Consider the following 17,262-nt stretch of genomic DNA (forward strand, 5'->3'; position numbering starts at 1 on the left):
GTGGTAAAGAGGGTTAGAACCCTCTTTACCACTCACGACCCCCATGTAGAACCGAACGTATAGGCATCAAGTGGACATTTGTGCGACAAGGGCAGTCCTTTATGGACACTCTCGCCGAGTTTCCCGGCGAAGACCTCCAGACGCTCGAACGCCGGAGTAGTCAGCGGCTCGAAACGGTGATGCTCGAAGATCGTTCCCGCAGTGTCGAACGCGGCTTTGCGGCGACGATCCTCGTCGCCGACGAAATCACGGGTTCCTGACAGTGGCTCGACCTTCGCCATGGACGTTCCTCGTGCGTTGGTGGGTTGAGTGGTCAGCAGTTCTCCAGGAAGTGCCGCAGCACCCGGGTGCCGAACCGCAGTCCCTCGACCGGGACGCGCTCGTCCACCCCGTGCGCCATCGCGCGGTAGGGGAAGCCTTCCGGGAGCCACAGTGGCGCGAAGCCGTAGCAGTCGATCCCGAGCGGACTGAACGCCTTCGCGTCCGTACCGCCGCCCATGCAGTAGGGGACTACGACGGCCTCGGGGTCTTCCGAGCGCAGCGCGTCCGCCATCGCGTCGAACCACGGCGAATCAACCGGTGCCTGGACCGGCGGCTGATGCGCGACGAACTCGCGGGTGACGCCTTCGCCGAGCAGCGCGTCGAGTTCGGCGAACAGTCCCGGCTCGGCATCGGGCAGGACGCGAACGTCCACCTGGGCCTCGGCCGAGCTGGGGATCACGTTCACCTTGTACCCGGCGTCGAGCATGGTCGGCGTCGTGCTGTTGCGGACGGTCGGCACCACCAGCGCGCCGGCGGGTCCGAGCCGCGCGATCGTTCCGTCCACATCGGACAGATCGACCGGGACGCCCAGCGCCTCACCGGTGCGTTCGAGGAAGGCCTGGACCGTCGGGGTCAGCTGGACCGGCCAGCGATGCGCGGCGATCCTGCCGAGCGCGGTGATCAGCCGGGTGACCGCGTTCTCGTCGTTGGGGCGCGATCCGTGCCCGGCGCGCCCCTTCGCGGTCAGGCGCAGATGCGCGGTGCCGCGTTCGGCCGTAGCCACCGGATACAGCCGCACGGTCCGGCCGTCGGCGGCGGGGACGTGGTAGGTGTACGCACCCGACTCGCTGATCGCGGCCGCGCAGCCGTCGAACAGGTCCCGGTGCGCCGCGGCGAGCCAGTGCGCGCCGTAATCGCCCTTGTCCTCTTCGTCGGCCACGAACGCCAGGACGAGGTCCCGCCGCGGCCGGAAACCGGTCGCGAGGGCGGCGAGCACCATCGCGATGAAGTCCTTCATGTCGACCGCGCCGCGGCCCCAGAGGAACCCGTCGCGCACTTCGCCCGAGAACGGGTCCACCGACCAGTCGGCGGCGTCGGCCGGGACGACGTCGAGATGCCCCTGGACGAGCAGCGCGGGCAGGCTCGGGTCGGTGCCGGGCACCCGGGCGATCACGTTCGCGCGCCGGGGCGCGGACTCGATGATCTTCGAGTCGATCCCGAGCCCGGACAGCAGCGAAGCGACGTACTCGGCGGCCTCGCGCTCACCTTCGGAGTCCCCGTTGCCCCGGTTCGTGGTGTCGAACCGGATCAACCGCGAACAGACCTCGACCACATCGAGTTCAGCCATAGATACCTTGCACTGCCCCGGCCGCGATCGCCGTGACGATCTTGAACGCCTTCATCGCTTCGGTCATGTCCGGCGCGTCGAACCCGACGCGGCGCACGCCGATCTGTTCCACCGTCGGGATCACCGCCGCCGCCTGCGCGAGGTGGCTCGCGTCGAACTCGACCTCGATCCGGTGGGGAGTGGTGTACCGCTCGACCCGGCCCGCCCGGTTCATCGCCTCCGCCGCGGCCGAGGACAGCAGCTCGGCGGTCCTGGCGGGCGCAAGGCAGATCGCGGCGTAGCGGCTGACGCACTCCTTGACCGTGACCAGTTCGGCCTCCGGCGCGTAGTCCTGGGCGTCGTCGCAGGCCTTGTCGTCGCCGGAGACGATCAGCACCGGGACGCCGTACTCGGCGGCCATCGCGGCGTTGAGCCTGCCCTCGCTGGCGGGGACGTCGTCGAGCCACACCCCGGTGATCTGATTCTCCAGGTAGGTATGGGAAAGGACGCCGTCGAAGCCGGCTCCGGCGTGGTAGCCGAGGAAGACGACTCCCTCCACGCCGGTGTCGATGCCCTGCATCATCGAGAGCGGCTTGTGCCTGCCGGTGAGCATCCGCGCGCGGCCGTCGAGGTCTTCGAGCAAAAGGTTCCGCTGGGACGAATGCGCCTCGTTGACGAGCACGTCGGTGGCGCCCGCGTTGAACAGGCCCGCGATGGTGGCGTTGACGTCGCCGGTGAACAGGCGCCGGAATCGCTGCCACTGTTCGGTGCCGGGGATGACGTCCTCGGTCCAGGTGACGCCGGTGGCGCCCTCCATGTCCGCCGAGATCATGATGCGCATGCCGGGCACCCTAGCCGAGGCGCTTTGTCCTCGCCCCCGGGATCAGGGCCAGGAACCGGACCGCGGGTAGACCGCCCAGGCACGTTCCCAGGCGGCGGACCGCTGCCGGTCCAGGACCAGCCGGACGGCCCGGTGGAGCAGGACGAGCGCGGCGACCACCGCGAACCAGAGCCAGAGACCGACGAGCACGGAATCGAACACGGCAGTCGACGCCGTCCGCGGGGCGGCGGTCTGGTCACCGCGGGCGTCGATCCAGATCGGCACGGGCGATCCGGCGGGACTGCCCGGCGTCGCGAAGACGCCGCCGGTGTGCCGGGCGCCGCGCGTGTCGGTCCAGGCCGCCTCGGTCGCGGAATCGTCGGTCCCGACGCTTTCACTGTCGACGATGCGGACGGGTGCGGCCTTGAGCAGGTACGCGGTGGTGGCGTGCCGTCCGGCGGCGTCGGTGGCGGCCGCGGCCAGCTGCCTGCCGTGATTGGCCGAACCGACGGCGGCCGCGACGGGGATGGCGAGGACAGCGGCGAGGATGACGAGTTTGAGGAGAAGGGCTTCGAACCGGTCCGAGCCGCGGGCCAGCGAGTTGTGACCCGGGAAGAGCCGTCGCCGGAACCGGGCGATCGGACCGCTGGACCCGTGCACGAGGAACCCCATTCCCTCAGACCGCGAAAACCTCCGGTGTCGATTCTCGGTCACCGGGGCGCCGTTGTCGCGGTAGGGGGACACAGACCACTCTGTGAACCCGTACACAACCTTTAATTCGTTTTGCCCGGCCTCATACCCCCGCTACTGTTCTCGGCATGGGGATTTTCTTCACTCTGTGATTCTCGCCTTCGACGCGGCCCTGGCGTAGAGCCTTCGCTCCGCCGGGCCGCGTCCTTCCGCATGTTCTTCTTCCTTGCGAGAATCAGGAGGACGCCCCTGTGCGCACCCCGCATCGAAATCCCGGAACACAACTCGTGCTTTCCGGTGTCACCAGACGTTTCGACGACCATGTCGTGCTCGACCAGGTCTCCTTCACCGCCAAACCGGGGGAGAAGGCGGGCGTGATCGGCGACAACGGCTCGGGCAAGTCCACGCTGCTGAGGCTGATCGCCGGCCGCGACCAGCCAGACAACGGCACGGTGACCGTCACCGCGCCCGGCGGCGTCGGCTATCTCCCGCAGACGCTGGAATTGCCCGACACCGCCACGGTCGGGGACGCGATCGACCTCGCGCTCGCCGACATCCGGGACCTGGAATCCCGGTTGCGGGCGGCCGAGACGTCGCTCGAAACCGCCGAGGACCTCGCCGTCTACGGCGATCTCGTGACCGCCTACGAAGCTCGCGGTGGTTACGAGGCCGACGCCAGGGTGGAAGTCGCCCTGCACGGGCTCGGGCAGCCGGGCCTCGATCGCGGTCGCGTGCTGGGCAGCCTGTCCGGTGGGCAGCGATCCCGGCTGGCACTCGCGGCCACCTTGGCCGCGTCACCCGAACTGCTGTTGCTGGACGAGCCGACCAACGATCTCGACGACGAAGCCGTCGCCTGGCTGGAAAACCACCTCCGCGGGCATCGCGGCAGGCTCGTCGCGATCACCCACGACCGGACGTTCCTCAGCCGGGTCACCACCACGATCCTCGAGGTCGACGCCGACCGCCGGACGGTGCACCGGCACGGCAACGGCTACGCGGGTTACCTCGCGGCGAAGGAGGCCGCGCGGGCGAGGTGGGTCCGCGAGTACGAGGAGTGGCGGCTGGAGAAGGCCCGCTACGAAAGGATGGCCGACGTCAACATCGACCGGTTCTCGGCGATCCCGCGCAAGGCGCCGGCTGCCTTCAGCGGGGCGGGCGCGTTCCGGGCCCGCTCCCGGGCGCACGGGGCGATGGGCCGGATCCGGTCGGCTCGCGAGCGGATCCACCGCCTCGAAGTGGACCCGGTTCCGCCCCCGCCGCGGCCGCTCCGGTTCACCGGGCGGATCGAAGCGGGGGAGACGGAGATCGATCGGTACGTGGTCAAGGTCGACGACGTGTCGGTGGACGGACGCCTTCCGCGGACCTCGCTCAGCGTGCTGCCCGGTGAGCGGGTTCTCGTGACCGGTCCCAACGGGGCCGGTAAGACGACCCTGATGCGGGTGCTCGCCGGTGAACTGGCGCCGTCGACCGGATCGGCGGAGCGGGCGGGGCGGATCGGGTTCCTGCGCCAGAACGGCGGGCTCGCCGTCGATGCCCGGACCGTCCTCGCGGCCTTCGCCGGTGACGGCGAAGAAGAGGAGGCGGCCGAGCGGTTGCTGTCGCTGGGCCTGTTCCGCGCGGCGGATCTGCGGAAGCCGGTCCGGGAGCTGTCCGTCGGACAGCGACGCAGGCTGGAACTGGCCAGGCTGGTGACGGCCAGGACCGACCTGCTGCTGCTCGACGAGCCGACCAACCACCTCGCCCCGAATCTGGTGGAGGAGATGGAGCAGGCGCTCGCCGGGTACTCCGGGGCGCTGGTGGTCGTCACCCACGATCGGCGGCTGCGGCGGACCTTCGAGGGGAGGCGGCTCGAACTGGTCACTTCAGCGGCGTGAGAGGTCCGTCCACCTTGGCCGGGTTGAGGCAGCTGCCCAGCCCGTCGGCGAGAGAGCAAGTCCCGGGCCCGCGTTTGAGCCGGAAGCCCTGCTGCACGCCACCCGCCGCCACCAGATCGCGGTAGGCGGGTACGGCGTCCGTGGGGCGCCGGGTCAGCGCGGGGTCGGTCAGAGCGTCCACTGTGTACAGTCCGAACCGGGCGCGGTAGCTGCCCCATTCGTAGTTGTCGGTGAGGCTCCAGTAGTTGTAGCCGATGAGGTTCATCCCATCGGCCTTCGCCCGCTGGAGCCAGTACACGGTGTCGCGCACGTGATCGCCGCGGGAGTAGTCCGCGTCGCGCGCTTTGCCGTTGTCGGTCGCCATGCCGTTCTCGACGATGTAGAGCGGCAGGCGCGGGAACCGGTTGTGGTAGCTGCGCAGGGCGTAGTAGATGCCCTCGGGCTGGAGCTTGACGTCCCAGAACTTGTCGGAGGCGGCGGCGAACACCGTCCAGTTGTCGATGCTGAGGCCGTAGTAGTAATCGATCCCGATGAAGTCGAGCTTGTCCTTCACCTGGTCGAGGAAGAACCAGTCGGCCATCCCGTTCACCCCGGTGATGTAGGCCTGGTTGCTGGTGACCTTCGACGTCGGATCGAGTTCGTGGATCAGGTCGTAGGCCCGCCGGTGTGCCTGGACGACGTTGGACTGCGCCGCGAAGTACCGCGTCGCACTCAGCGCGCCGACCTTCTGTTCGTTCTTGAGGAAGATGAGCGGCTCGTTGAACGTCACCCAGAGGACGTCCTGCCCCGCGTAGCGCTGGACGATCTTCCGGCTGAACCCGAGCCAAGCGTCGGCGGTCCGTGCCTCGGCCCAGCCGCCCTGATCGAGTGCCCAGCCCGGGTAGACCCAGTGGTTGAGCGTGATCATCGGGGTCATGCCCGCGGCCCGGACCTGCCGGAGCACGTCGTCGTAGAAGGCCAGTTCGGTCTCGTCCCACCGGCCGGGCGACGGTTCGACGCGAGCCCACTCGACACCGAAGCGGTAGGTGTTGACGCCGAGCCCGGCCGCGAGCCGGATGTCGTCGGCGTAGCGGTGCCGGAAGTCGACGGAATCCCGGTACTCGTCGACGCCGTCCTGCCCGGCGGAGCGGTCCACGAACCGCTTCCAATTGCTGTCCGGCGCGCTGCCTTCGGACTGGTAACCCGACGACGCCACACCCCAGTAGAAGTCCCGGGACCAGTCGCCGTCCTGCGATGCGGACGCGTTCACGGCCGAAAGTGTCGCGCATAGTGAGACGGCGAGAAGCAAACCGGCTCCCCGGCGTAATCTTCCCCGATGCTCCGGCCACTTCGACGATCGTTCACCGGTGTCCGCCATCTTCCGGACGCTAACGTGAGTGAACGGCGTAAACAAGCGGCCGTCCGGGGACTTCGACGATGACGTTGGGGAGATGATCGCCTTGACCGGCAGCACGGTCCGTCACGCCGTCTATCTGCCGCCTTTCGGCCCGTTCGGTGAGCCCGGGGTGCTCGTCGACCTCGCCGTGCGTGCGGAGAGGGCGGGCTGGGACGGCTTTTTCCTGTGGGACCACGTGGTCGCGGACACGATGCCCATCGCGGATCCGTGGACGACCCTCGGCGCGATCGCGCACGCCACCGGCAAGCTGCTGTTCGGGCCGATGATCACGCCGCCCGCCCGGCGCCGTCCGTGGGTGGTCGCCCGGCACGCGTCGACGGTCAGCCGGCTCTCCGGCGGGCGGCTGATCCTCGGCACCGGGCTCGGTTCGGACGAATCCGGTGACTTCAGCCGGTTCGGTGAGCAGACCGACCTGCTGACCCGGTCGGCGATGTTCGACGAAGGCCTCGACGTCATCCGCGCGATCTGGTCCGGCAAGCGGTTCGACCACGACGGAGCGCACTACCAGGTCGCGCTCGCCGAGGCGCCGCCCGAGCCGTTCCGGATCCCGATCTGGGTGGCCAGCTCGACCGACAACCCCCGCGTGGTCCGGCGAGCGGCGTTGTGCGACGGGATCTTCCCGAACCCGGACGACCACACGCCGACCGCGGAGGAGATCGCCGAGACCCATCGCGCGCTCGGCCTCGCCGGGCTGGAACCCGGCCGCCCCTTCGACGTCGCGGTCGCCGGGAACGCGAGTCCTGCGTGGGAGGAGCCGATCAAGGTCGATCTGCCCGCGCTGGGCCAGGCCGGGATGACGTGGTGGATGGAGTCGCTGATGCATCTCGATCCGCTTGAGCTTTCGCAGAAGATCGTGGACGCGGGCCCGCCGCGGTGGTGATGATCAGAGTGCTGGCCACGAGTGCGGGCAAAGCCCAAAGCGCGGCGGTGACGTAGCCGCTGTGGCTGGGGAGCAGGCTGCCACCCGGGGTCGCGGCGGCGAGCAGGGAACCGGCGAGCGCGCTGCCGAGGCTGAACCCGATACTGCGGATGATCTGGTTGATCGAGAGCACGCTGGCGGTCTCTTCCTGAGGCACTCCGACGAGGATGAGCTTGGGCATCAAGGCGAAGATGCCTCCGACGGCGAAGCCGAGCAGGGCGATCGCCGCGAGTACGGCCAGAAGCGAGTGGTCCGCGAGGACGAACAGCAGTGCGCCGGCCATCGCGATCGCGGCCGACAGCGCGTAGGTCCACCGCTCGGTGATGCGGGCGACGAGACGGGGCACCGACTTTCCCGCGACGAACCCGAGCAGCGAGAACGGGATCAGCGCCGCGCCGGCGGCGACCCCCGGGAGCGCGAACCCGTACGGAGCGCCGCCCGGGGTCTGCACATAGCGGGTGAACAGGCTGAACAGCAGGTACAGCCCCAAACCGGCGATGAGGATCGCCACGTTCGCGCGCAAGAGGGGACCTTGGCGCAGCAGCCGCAGATCCACCAAAGGTGTCTTCGCGCGTAGTTCGACGATCGCCCAGACGGCGAGGATCGCGAGAGAACCGGCGAGGATGGCGACGGCGAGCCAAGCGGTCTTCCAGATCGACGGCTGGGCGATGACCAGCAGCAGACCGAGGGAGCCGATGGCCAGGAGAATCGCGCCGAGGCCGTCGATCCGAGGACGTTCTCCCGGCGTCTCGGCGGGCAGGGAACGCCACGCGATCGCCAGTCCGGCGACGGACAACGCGAATCCGAGCCCGTAGGCGGCGCGTAGTCCTGCGAGCTGGTCGAGAAGGCTGATCACCGGATAGCCGACCCCGATCCCGACCGTCGTGGCGACGGACAACAGGGCGATGGTCGACGCCGACCGCTCCGGCGGCAGGTGCGCGCGGGCGACGCTCATCAACAGCGCCCCGACGGCCACCCCGAGCCCTTGCAGACCGCGGCCGATCAACAAGGCCACGAACGGGAGCGGGAGCACCGTCAGCAATCCGCCCACCGCGACCAGCGCGAGCGCGGCCAGGATCGTGGTGCGCCGATACGGGCCGCTGCCGAGCCGCCCGAGAACCGGGCCCGCGATCGCACCGGCGAACAAGGTGATGGTCAGGGTCCATTGCGCGGCATCGAGGGACACGTGCATCCCCGTGGCGACCGGGGTGATGAGCGGCGCTCCGACACTGCCGATCACCGCGGCCGACAGCGCCGTGCATACGAGCGCGACGCTCAACCGCCCAACCCGGTCGCTCATCGGTTCGTCTCGCTCGTGATGTGCGCGAACAGCCCGGACTGGATCCTGGTGCGGACGCCGTCCGCCCACCCCGCGTCGACCTGCTCGACGTCCATCGCGGCGCCGGCGTTCAGCAGCATCCCGAAGGCGAGGAACGCCTTCACGGACACCGGTTCGAGCCCGGTGCCGTCCTCGGTCGTGTCCCACATCCGCGCGAAACACGCCCGGACCGCGTCCCGCACCTCGGGGTCGCCACACGCGGCGAAGCCCTGAAGCTGCAACAACAATCCGGTCCGGTCGGCGAGCTGGTCGAAGTACCGGGCGCCCATCGCCGAGAGCGCGTCGAGGCCGCCCTTGCCTTCGCCTGCCTCTCGCATCCCCGAACTGACGGCTTCGAACGCCGACTCGACGAGTTCGAGGAACAGGGCCTTCTTCGTCCCGAACATCCTGAAGATGTAAGCCTGCGTGATCCCCGCTTCCCGTGCGATCGCCTCCGTCGAGGCTCCGTGCAGCCCGTGGTCGGCGAACTCCTTCGCCGCGATCGCCAGCACCTGGGCTCGTCGTTCGGTCCCGCTCATCCGTCCGGCCATAGGGTTAAGTTACTGGTTACTAACTACTAAATACAGGTGACGTGGATCTACCTCGGGCTGCGGCGATTCCTGGTCTGGTCCGTTAGGTGCCTCAGGGTGGGCGACTGTCGGCACCGGATCGGTCGGGGTGGTCGTGCTCGGAACTTTCGCGTGACCGAGTGGACGACACGCGTGACTGAGCGGACGACACGTGTGTCCAGGCGGACGGCACTCGGCGACGGCCGAGTCCATCGAGTGTCGTCCGTCTGATCACGTATGCCGTCCGCTCAGTCACGCGTGCCGTCCCACCGGTCACGCGAAACCGCCCGACCAGAGGTTTCTGAGGCGCGGTTGGCCCTAACCCGAATCGCCACTCGCGACCACCCTGACCTGAGCGCTCCCGCAGTACCAGCGCTCACTGTCTACTGTGGACAATCGTTGCATCCCTGGCCGGATTCGGCTGCTCCGAACGACTTCACCACCCTTGCGGCGTCGCGGCCCTTTGGTAGCGTCACCGAAGGCGTCCTGCGAACCAGTGACGCCGGGGGAGAGGGGCGAAATGGCCGACGAGCCGGAGGGAACCAGAGTCGACGGGCACCACGCGATGCACCTGGAAACCGGGGTCGCGCTGGTCAATGCCCTGACCGGATCGCATGTCCACGGCAGGCCGAAACCGGAGCTCGGCGGCCACGACCTGATCAGGGCGGCCGCCGAAGCGCTCGGACCCGTGGACGGTCAGGTGGATCTCTTGGTGGCGGAACGACTTCGAACCGTCGCGTCGCGGCTGCGGGAGATCATCGAGTCGCTTTCGCGGCGCGAACACGACCAGGCGGCCGGACTGCTCAATCGGATGCTCGTCGACAGCAGGGCCCGCCCGTATCTGCATCGTCACGGCGAACAGTCGTGGCACTTGCATTTCCACAGTCCCGAGGCCGATTTCGTGCAGCAGTGGGCGTCCGGGCTGGCGGTGTCGGTGGCCGCGGCGCTCGGTGACCACATTCCGCATCGCGTCGGGCTGTGCGCGGCGCCGCGCTGCGATCAGGTGTACATCGACGCCAGTCAGGCGCAGATCAAGCGGTTCTGCGGGCTGGCCTGCCAAAACCGTGTGAAAGCCGCCGCCTACCGGGCCCGCCGGTCAGGTTCGTGAGCGTCGCGGAACGGTCGTAGCTCGGCAGCACCGCCGGCTCGTCGCGCAGGATCGCGCCGTGGCCGCCGCACGCGTACCCAAGCTGCGCGACCAGGACGACGCGGCACGGGCGAGGGTCCCGCCGGTCAGAGGTCGTCGAAACGGTCGGTGGTCAACTCTTGACCGTCCGTCGATCCCGTGGGTAATCTCTCCTTTACCTTCCAATAGTAAGGAAAGTTTCCTATTTAATCCCGCCGCCCTGACCGTCGGCCACCAACGCCGGTGCCGCCGACGCGAGAGGAGAAGCCGAATGCGTTGGGACAAGATCCGTCTCCGGGTGACGGCCGCACTGGCCGCCGGACTGCTGGCCCCGGTCGCCGCCGCGAGCACCTCGACGGCCGCCGAGACCGCGGCAGAACCCGCAACGCAGGCAGCCGCCGCGCTGCCGCCGGGCAGTCCGGCGGCGGTCAACGGACAGCTGAAGGTCTGCGGCCTCCAGCTCTGCAACTCCGCAGGCAAACCGATCCAGCTCCGGGGCATGAGCACCCACGGGATCCAGTGGTACAGCCAATGCGTGAAGGCCGCTTCACTCGACGCGCTGGCCGACGACTGGAAGGCCGACGTCCTCCGGATCTCCATGTACATCCAGGAAGGGGGCTACGAGACCAACCCGCGCAAGTTCACCGACATGGTGCACGGGTACATCGAGGAAGCCACCAAACGCGGGATGTACGCCCTGGTCGACTGGCATCAGCTGACCCCGGGCGACCCGAACGCGAACCTCAGCCGCGCCAAGACGTTCTTCACCGAGATCGCCCAGCGGCACAAGGACAAGACCAACATCATCTACGACATCGCCAATGAGCCCAACAACGTCAGCTGGGACCGTGTCCGCAGCTACGCGGAGCAGATGATCCCGGTCATCCGCGCCCAGGACTCCGACGGCGTCGTGCTCGTGGGCACGCACGGCTGGGGCTCACTCGGCATCTCCGACGGCCGCGACGAGACCGATGTCATCAACAACCCGGTGCGCGCCACCAACTTCATGTACACGTTCCACTTCTACGCGGCGTCGCACAAATCCGAGTACTTCAACGCGCTGACCAGGGCCGCGAACAAGATCCCGCTGTTCGTGACCGAATTCGGCACCCAGACCGCCAGCGGTGACGGCGGGAACGACTTCACCAACTCCCAGAAGTACCTGGACTTCCTGGCGTCGAAGAAGATCAGCTGGACGAACTGGAACTTCTCCGACGACAACCGTTCGGGCGCGGTGTTCAAGCCGGGCACCTGCGCGGGCAGCTCGTTCACCGGCACGGCTCCGCTGAAGCCCGCCGGTGTCTGGATCCGGGACCGCATCCGCACCGCGGACAACTTCCCGACCTCCTGATCCCGGCAGCGCGCACGTCATGAAGGGTCCCCTTAGGACGAAAATCGTCTTAAGGGGACCCTTCATGACACCTCAGCCGAGGGGTTCGAAGTCCAGGGCGGCCAAGCGGCCCGGATCGGCGAGGATGTCGATCGCCGCGATCTTCCCGTCCACGACGGTGAACGCGAAGACCGTCGCCGGGACGCCGTCCTTGGTGATGACCATCCCCGCCGCGCCGTTGACCAGCGCCGGCCGGAGGACACCGCCGGCACCCGTGGCCCGGAACATGAGCGCCTGGCTCGCGACCGTGGCCGCCCCGCGCACGAAGCGCGAGGTCCCCGCCGGAGCCGCGCCGCCCTCGGAACGCAGGATGACGTCCGGGTCGAGTACCGAGACCAGCGCGTCGAAGTCACCGTCCCGTGCCGCGGCGAAGAACGCGTCGACGACCGCCCGCTGGCGGCTCAGGTCCGCGTCGGGGACCGTCGGCGAGCCCTGCAGACGGCGGCGGGCACGGCTGGCGAGCTGTCGGGTCGCCGCGGAGGACCGGCCCACGATCGGCGCGATCTCGTCGAACGGCAGGGCGAACATGTCGTGAAGTACGAACGCGAGCCGCTCGGCGGGGTCCAGGGTGTCGAGCACGACGAGAAGCGCCAGCCCGACCGAGTCCGCCAGCAAGGCCTGGTGTTCCGGGTCCACCCCGCCTTCGCGGCCGATGATCGGGTCGGGCAGCTGCGCGCCGACCGGATCTTCCTGCCGCGACTTGCGCGACCGCAGCATGTCGAGGCAGATCCGGCCGACGACGGTGGTCAGCCAGCCGCCGAGGTTGTCCACGTCGTCGGCGTCCGACCGGCTCAAGCGCAGCCAAGCCTCCTGCACGGCGTCGTCCGCCTCGCTCAGCGAACCGAGCATCCGGTACGCCACCGCCCTCAGGTGCGTTCGGTGCCCTTCGAAGCGCCGCGCCAGCCAGTCGTGTTCGTCCACGGTCCCCATCCTTCATCGATCAGTCGTAACCCTGACGTGTGGAGGAGCGAAGATGTGACAGCCTTCAGCCGCGGGTGGCCGCCTGGATCGCCGACGAACGGAGGGCCTTCGCAGCCGCGCCTACATGTGAGCCGAGGGTCAGGATCACCGCGACGGCGATGACGCCGAGGTAGAGCCCGATCGTCCGATCCGGCACGAGCACGCCGGTCCTGGCGACGCTGTAGGGGATGACGGTGACGGCGGCCGCGAGCGCGCCGATCAGGACGCCGACCACCACCAGCACGGTGCCCTCGGTGCCGACCAGCCTCAGGACCTGCGAAGGCGTCGCGCCGACGAGCCGCTGCCGGCCGAATTCCCGGCGCCGCCCGATGACCGCCGCCACGACGGTGTTCACCAGCATCACCGCGGCGAAGAGCGCGATCATGCCGACGACGACGTAGTTCAGAGTCTCGATGCTGCGTGCGATCCTCGCCGGTGCGGTACCGGCGGTGTTCTCGACGGCCTGCATGGACAGTGTGCCGGTCGCGATGCCGGTGAACAGGATGATCGGCACGAGTACCCCGGCCAGCTGACGGCTTCGTACGCGAAGGTGCGCCGCCGTGAGATGACCGCTGACACCCGCTCGCCGCAGCGGGGCGGCAAGCAGGGCGGCGATCGGGCCGAGCAGTGCGGGGGAGAGGAGCGCGAAACCCATGGCGGCGAGGATCGCGCCCTGGCCCCCGACCGCCATCAGCGCGGGCTCTGTCCCGGCGAACACGGTCATCGTCACCACGCCGCAACCGAGCCCGGACGCCAGCACGATCACCGCGCCGATCACGCGGATCCGGCCGGTCGGCCGGGTGTCGACCCCTGCCTCGCGAAGCGCCTCCACCGCTCCGCGCCTGGCCGCCTGGAGCGCTGCGACGGCCGCGGCGGTGATCGCCGCGAGCAGCGTGATGCCCGTGCCCATCGAGACCGCGATCGGGCCGAACCGTGCCTCCAGCCCGGCCGGTACGCGCCCGGTGTCGCCGAGCAGCCCGACCAGCCACCTGCCCGCGAAGACCGACGGCACGACGGCGGTGGCCGAGGCGAGGACGGCCACGGCCGCCGCCTCGCCGACGATCATCCGGCCGATCTGCGACGGTGTCGCTCCGGCGCTCTTGAGCAAGGCCAGCTCCGGAGCGCGCTGCCGGATCAACAGCGACAGCGTCGAGAGGGTCGCGAACAGGACGATCACCATTCCCCAGCCCCCGACGACGCTCGCCATGAGCAACAGCGTTCTCCCGGCGTCGGGCCCGGCGGTCGTCCGAGTGTCCAAAAGGGACGCGAAGGTCATCAGGATCGTGGCACCGAAGAACAACGCGACGAAGCTAGCGATGAACCCGGTCGGGCGACGGCGGAGCGACGAGAAAACCAGTCTGGTCGCGATCATGTGGACTGCCCTCCCCAGGGGTTTGCCGCCAGGTTAGGGAGAGCCGACGGCGCTGGACAGGGGACAGGCCCCCGTGTGCGAGGTGGGGCCGGCCCTACCGTTTCGGGTAGCCGCCGTCGACCTCCTTCACCGGCTTGTGCGGGAAGCGGCGCTCGGCGTAGGCCTTCGCCGCCGAACCCTCCCGCACGTACAGGGTCTCCACCTTGTCCTGCAACGGTTTCACCACGTTCCCGAGGAAGCCTCGCCGGTCGTCGAGGTAGGGCCCGAGCACGTCTTCGCCCGCCGGGCAGACGGCCATGCAGTACGCGGCCTTGTAGTTCGGCTTGAACGCGAGGCTCTGCCACATCGACACGTTCTCCGAGTCGGTCACCCTCGACCGGAAGTCGGCGGCGTCCTCGCTGTCGGCCACGGTCTGCGCCCAGTCGGTGAAGCCGCTCATGAATTCGCGGTAGTTGTGCGTCGAGCAAGCGACGAAGTCGAACTCGCCGGTCTTCGAGATAGCTCCGATCGGGCAGGCCGCGACGCACAGCTTGCAGTCCAGACAGGGGTTGTAGTCGAGGGCTTCGCCGTGTTCGGACACCTCGGCGTCGAGCAGCAAGGTCGCCAAGAGCACGAAGTTGCCGAACTTCGGGTGGATCACGTTGCGGTGCAGTCCCATGGCGCCGAGCCCGGCCGCGACGGCGACCGTTTTGTGCGCGACCACCCAGATCCGTCCGGGGTAGTGCTCCATCTCCATCGGGAACGTCGCCGACGGGTTGATCGCGCGGTGGCCGGCGTCCTGCAGCGCGCGGACGATGGTGTGGCCGGCCTCGTTGATGATTTCGCCGCCGCGGTGGAACTCCTGGTTCGCCACGCTGCGGGCGGGGGATCGGACGTTGTCGCGGTTCATCCGCACCACGAGCGAGACGAGGGTCTTGGTGCCGGGAAGTGCCCGCAGGACGTGCTCGCGTTCGCCTGCCAGATCCGGGTGGTCGAGCGAGACGGCGGCCGCGTCGTCGGCGCCCGCGGCCAGGCAGATGTCCTTGAGCCAGGCCGCGTCGATCACCGGCGACGGCTTGTCGCGAGGGCTGGCGAGCACCGCCTGCACCGACGGATGGTCCGCGAGTTTCCTGGGCAGCCGGCCGGTCACAACGCCTCCAGGATGGTCGCGTTGGCCTGGCCGCCGCCTTCGCACATCGCCTGGAGCCCGTACCGGACGCCGTGGTGGTGCAACGCGTTGACCAGTGTGCCCATCAGCCGGGTCCCGCTCGCGCCGAGCGGATGGCCCAGTGCGATCGCGCCGCCGTGGACGTTGACCTTGGCCGGATCGGCCCCGGTCTCCTGCTGCCACGCCAGTACGACACTGGCGAACGCCTCGTTGATCTCGAACAGGTCGATGTCGGCAAGGCTCATTCCCGCGCGCCGCAGCACCTTCTCCGTCGCCGGGATGACGCCGGTGAGCATGAGCAGCGGATCGGACCCGGTGACCGCGAAACTGTGCAGGCGGGCGCGGGGACGGAGGCCCAGCCGGGCCGCGGTCTCGCTGGAGGTGATGAGGACCGCGGACGCGCCGTCGTTGATCGGGCTGCTGTTGCCCGCGGTCACCGACCAGTCGATCTGCGGGAATCGCGCGGCCACGGCCGGGTCCTGGAACGCCGGTCGGAGTTTCGCCAGTGTTTCGAGGTCGGTGCCGGGGCGGACGGACTCGTCGGTGGACACGAGGCCCGACGGCGTCTCGATCGGCACGATCTGGCTCGCGAACCGCCCGAGTTCGTGCGCTCGCGCCGCCTTCCGGTGCGAAGAGACGGCGAACTCGTCCATCGCCTCCCGGCTGAGCGACCACTTCGCGGCGATGAGTTCCGCGCTGATCCCCTGGGGCACCAGGCCTTCGGGATAGCGCTCCGCGACGCCGGGGCCGAGGGGATCGGTGCCCGGCAGCACGTTCGACCACATCGGGACGCGGCTCATGGACTCGACACCACAGGCGATGACGATGTCGTAAGCACCCGCCATCACGCCCTGCGCGGCGAAGTGCACGGCTTGCTGGCTGCTCCCGCACTGCCTGTCGACGGTGGTCGCGGGCACGGTTTCGGGCAGTCCGGCCGCGAGCACCGCCCATCGCGTGACGTTCTGGGCCTGCTCACCGACCTGGTCTACCGCGCCGCCGATGACGTCGTCGATCAGCGCCGGGTCGATTCCGTTGCGGTCGACGAGCGCCCGCAACGTGTGGGCGAGCAGCTGGACCGGGTGGATCTCGTGCAGGGCGCCGCCGGGCTTGCCCTTGCCGATCGGGGTACGGACGGCGTCGACGATGACCGCGTCGTGCACGGCTGCCTCCAGTGGTGAGTTGGGATATCCAACTCACTGTGGCATCGAGTGGGTTGGAAATCAAGACTCACTGGGTTTACGCTGGTCGCATGACCGAAGGACCGAGGGACTGCTCGATCGCCAACGCGATGGAGGTGATCGGGGAGCGCTGGAGCCTGCTCGCGCTGCGCGAAGTGTTCTTCGGGGCGCGGCGATTCGACCAGATCGTCCGCAACACCGGGGCGAGCCGCGACATCCTGACCGCGCGGCTGCGCAAGCTCGTCGAGACGGGAATCCTCGAAAAGCGGCTCTACGAGGAGCATCCGCCGCGCTACGAGTACGTGCTCACGGAGGCGGGGCACGCTCTCAACCATGTGCTGCTGAACCTGATGGCGTGGGGCGACCGGTATGTCACGGAAGGGCCGCCGCCGACGGTGTGGCGCCACGCGTGCGGTGAGGAACTCGCGCCGGAGACGGTGTGCGCGCACTGCCGAGAACCGGTGCGGGAGAAGGACATGACGCTGGTGCGGAGCAGTCGGCGCACTCGCGATTCTTGAGCGGTGAGGACGGTTCTGGCTGGGCAAGCGACTGACGTCGGATCGCTCGCGCGCCGACCTTCACGCCCGGCAGGAGTACTTGAAGGCCCCTTCCTCGCGCTGGGCGCCAGGGTCTCGGCGAAGTTGCGTAAGCGGGTCGTGAGTGGCGTTTCGGGTTCTGGCGGACTCGTATTTGGCTGCCCACTGGTGTGATCGGCGAGTGTGGAGGATTTGGGACGGTGAGTGTCCCGGATCTTCCACGCTCGGTCTTGTTGGCGTGGGAGTCGGGGAGTGAACGTCCTGGGTCTGTCGTAGGTGGTGCCCTGTTTCGTCGTGTTGCTGGATGGCGGTGTGGTCGACGGGGGTAGCATTCGGAAGTCCCACGTGCGGGGTCTTGGCCCGGCGCCGCGGGGGGCCC

The 17,262-nt window shown here is 68.9% G+C and carries 14 protein-coding genes and 2 pseudogenes; 5 read left to right on the forward strand and 11 right to left on the reverse strand.

What is annotated here, in order from left to right; genetic code table 11:
* Nucleotides 1-110: 110 nt before the first annotated feature.
* The 4 genes and pseudogenes from ACFWMR_RS37585 to ACFWMR_RS37600 form a co-directional block, all read right to left on the reverse strand.
* A pseudogene (locus ACFWMR_RS37585) lies at nt 111-281 on the reverse strand (histidine--tRNA ligase); the annotation flags it as partial.
* A gap of 32 nt (nt 282-313) precedes the next feature.
* Nucleotides 314-1,609, reverse strand: coding sequence for a M20/M25/M40 family metallo-hydrolase (locus ACFWMR_RS37590; RefSeq protein ID WP_378381845.1), 1,296 nt, complete (start codon nt 1,607-1,609; stop codon nt 314-316).
* Nucleotides 1,602-2,429, reverse strand: a complete 828-nt coding sequence (locus ACFWMR_RS37595) for a M55 family metallopeptidase (RefSeq protein ID WP_378381846.1) — start codon at nt 2,427-2,429, stop codon at nt 1,602-1,604. The genes ACFWMR_RS37590 and ACFWMR_RS37595 overlap by 8 nt, the downstream gene beginning before the upstream one ends.
* Nucleotides 2,430-2,471: 42 nt before the next feature.
* Nucleotides 2,472-3,068, reverse strand: coding sequence for an Rv1733c family protein (locus ACFWMR_RS37600; RefSeq protein ID WP_378276563.1), 597 nt, complete (start codon nt 3,066-3,068; stop codon nt 2,472-2,474).
* Between the two features lie 281 nt (nt 3,069-3,349).
* Between ACFWMR_RS37600 and abc-f the strand changes: the two genes are divergently transcribed.
* Nucleotides 3,350-4,972 carry a ribosomal protection-like ABC-F family protein gene (gene abc-f, locus ACFWMR_RS37605; protein WP_378381847.1) on the forward strand — a complete coding sequence of 541 codons (1,623 nt, stop codon included), beginning with the start codon at nt 3,350-3,352 and terminating at the stop codon, nt 4,970-4,972.
* On the opposite strand, the gene ACFWMR_RS37610 is transcribed toward abc-f, so the two are convergent.
* Nucleotides 4,956-6,221 carry a family 1 glycosylhydrolase gene (locus tag ACFWMR_RS37610; protein ID WP_378381848.1) on the reverse strand — a complete coding sequence of 422 codons (1,266 nt, stop codon included), beginning with the start codon at nt 6,219-6,221 and terminating at the stop codon, nt 4,956-4,958. The genes abc-f and ACFWMR_RS37610 overlap by 17 nt on opposite strands.
* 181 nt (nt 6,222-6,402) lie before the next feature.
* Between ACFWMR_RS37610 and ACFWMR_RS37615 the strand changes: the two are divergent.
* A pseudogene (locus ACFWMR_RS37615) lies at nt 6,403-7,092 on the forward strand (LLM class flavin-dependent oxidoreductase); the annotation flags it as partial.
* Between the two features lie 34 nt (nt 7,093-7,126).
* On the opposite strand, the gene ACFWMR_RS37620 reads toward ACFWMR_RS37615, so the two are convergent.
* Nucleotides 7,127-8,587, reverse strand: coding sequence for an MFS transporter (locus ACFWMR_RS37620; RefSeq protein ID WP_378381849.1), 1,461 nt, complete (start codon nt 8,585-8,587; stop codon nt 7,127-7,129).
* Nucleotides 8,584-9,156, reverse strand: coding sequence for a TetR/AcrR family transcriptional regulator (locus tag ACFWMR_RS37625; RefSeq protein WP_378381850.1), 573 nt, complete (start codon nt 9,154-9,156; stop codon nt 8,584-8,586). The genes ACFWMR_RS37620 and ACFWMR_RS37625 overlap by 4 nt, the downstream gene beginning before the upstream one ends.
* A gap of 538 nt (nt 9,157-9,694) precedes the next feature.
* Between ACFWMR_RS37625 and ACFWMR_RS37630 the strand changes: the two genes are divergently transcribed.
* Nucleotides 9,695-10,282 carry a CGNR zinc finger domain-containing protein gene (locus ACFWMR_RS37630; protein ID WP_378381851.1) on the forward strand — a complete coding sequence of 196 codons (588 nt, stop codon included), beginning with the start codon at nt 9,695-9,697 and terminating at the stop codon, nt 10,280-10,282.
* A gap of 289 nt (nt 10,283-10,571) precedes the next feature.
* Nucleotides 10,572-11,651, forward strand: a complete 1,080-nt coding sequence (locus ACFWMR_RS37635) for a glycoside hydrolase family 5 protein (protein WP_378381852.1) — start codon at nt 10,572-10,574, stop codon at nt 11,649-11,651.
* Between the two features lie 72 nt (nt 11,652-11,723).
* Here the strand turns inward: ACFWMR_RS37635 and sigJ are convergent, their stop codons facing one another.
* The 4 genes from sigJ to ACFWMR_RS37655 all read right to left on the reverse strand — a co-directional run bounded on the left by sigJ (nt 11,724) and on the right by ACFWMR_RS37655 (nt 16,329).
* Nucleotides 11,724-12,611 carry an RNA polymerase sigma factor SigJ gene (sigJ, locus tag ACFWMR_RS37640; RefSeq protein ID WP_378381853.1) on the reverse strand — a complete coding sequence of 296 codons (888 nt, stop codon included), beginning with the start codon at nt 12,609-12,611 and terminating at the stop codon, nt 11,724-11,726.
* Between the two features lie 64 nt (nt 12,612-12,675).
* Nucleotides 12,676-14,022, reverse strand: coding sequence for an FtsX-like permease family protein (locus ACFWMR_RS37645; protein WP_378381854.1), 1,347 nt, complete (start codon nt 14,020-14,022; stop codon nt 12,676-12,678).
* 94 nt (nt 14,023-14,116) lie between these two features.
* Nucleotides 14,117-15,151 (reverse strand): (4Fe-4S)-binding protein, encoded by a 1,035-nt coding sequence (locus tag ACFWMR_RS37650; RefSeq protein WP_378381855.1) that lies wholly within the window; start codon nt 15,149-15,151, stop codon nt 14,117-14,119.
* Complete coding sequence (locus ACFWMR_RS37655; RefSeq protein WP_378381856.1) at nt 15,148-16,329, reverse strand: thiolase family protein; 1,182 nt, start codon at nt 16,327-16,329, stop codon at nt 15,148-15,150. Before ACFWMR_RS37655 ends, ACFWMR_RS37650 begins: the two co-directional genes overlap by 4 nt.
* A gap of 89 nt (nt 16,330-16,418) precedes the next feature.
* Between ACFWMR_RS37655 and ACFWMR_RS37660 the strand changes: the two genes are divergently transcribed.
* Nucleotides 16,419-16,865, forward strand: coding sequence for a winged helix-turn-helix transcriptional regulator (locus ACFWMR_RS37660; RefSeq protein ID WP_093934078.1), 447 nt, complete (start codon nt 16,419-16,421; stop codon nt 16,863-16,865).
* Nucleotides 16,866-17,262 lie beyond the last annotated feature (397 nt).

This window comes from Amycolatopsis thailandensis (assembly GCF_042723255.1).
Taxonomy (GTDB): domain Bacteria; phylum Actinomycetota; class Actinomycetes; order Mycobacteriales; family Pseudonocardiaceae; genus Amycolatopsis; species Amycolatopsis thailandensis.

Coding starts and splice junctions, on each gene's coding strand:
- ACFWMR_RS37635 (WP_378381852.1), top strand. CDS start 10,572: ATGCGTTGGGACAAGATCCGTCTCCGGGTGACGGCCGCACTGGCCGCC.
- ACFWMR_RS37645 (WP_378381854.1), bottom strand. CDS start 14,022: ATGATCGCGACCAGACTGGTTTTCTCGTCGCTCCGCCGTCGCCCGACC.
- ACFWMR_RS37630 (WP_378381851.1), top strand. CDS start 9,695: ATGGCCGACGAGCCGGAGGGAACCAGAGTCGACGGGCACCACGCGATG.
- ACFWMR_RS37595 (WP_378381846.1), bottom strand. CDS start 2,429: ATGCGCATCATGATCTCGGCGGACATGGAGGGCGCCACCGGCGTCACC.
- ACFWMR_RS37590 (WP_378381845.1), bottom strand. CDS start 1,609: ATGGCTGAACTCGATGTGGTCGAGGTCTGTTCGCGGTTGATCCGGTTC.
- ACFWMR_RS37660 (WP_093934078.1), top strand. CDS start 16,419: ATGACCGAAGGACCGAGGGACTGCTCGATCGCCAACGCGATGGAGGTG.
- ACFWMR_RS37620 (WP_378381849.1), bottom strand. CDS start 8,587: ATGAGCGACCGGGTTGGGCGGTTGAGCGTCGCGCTCGTATGCACGGCG.
- ACFWMR_RS37625 (WP_378381850.1), bottom strand. CDS start 9,156: ATGGCCGGACGGATGAGCGGGACCGAACGACGAGCCCAGGTGCTGGCG.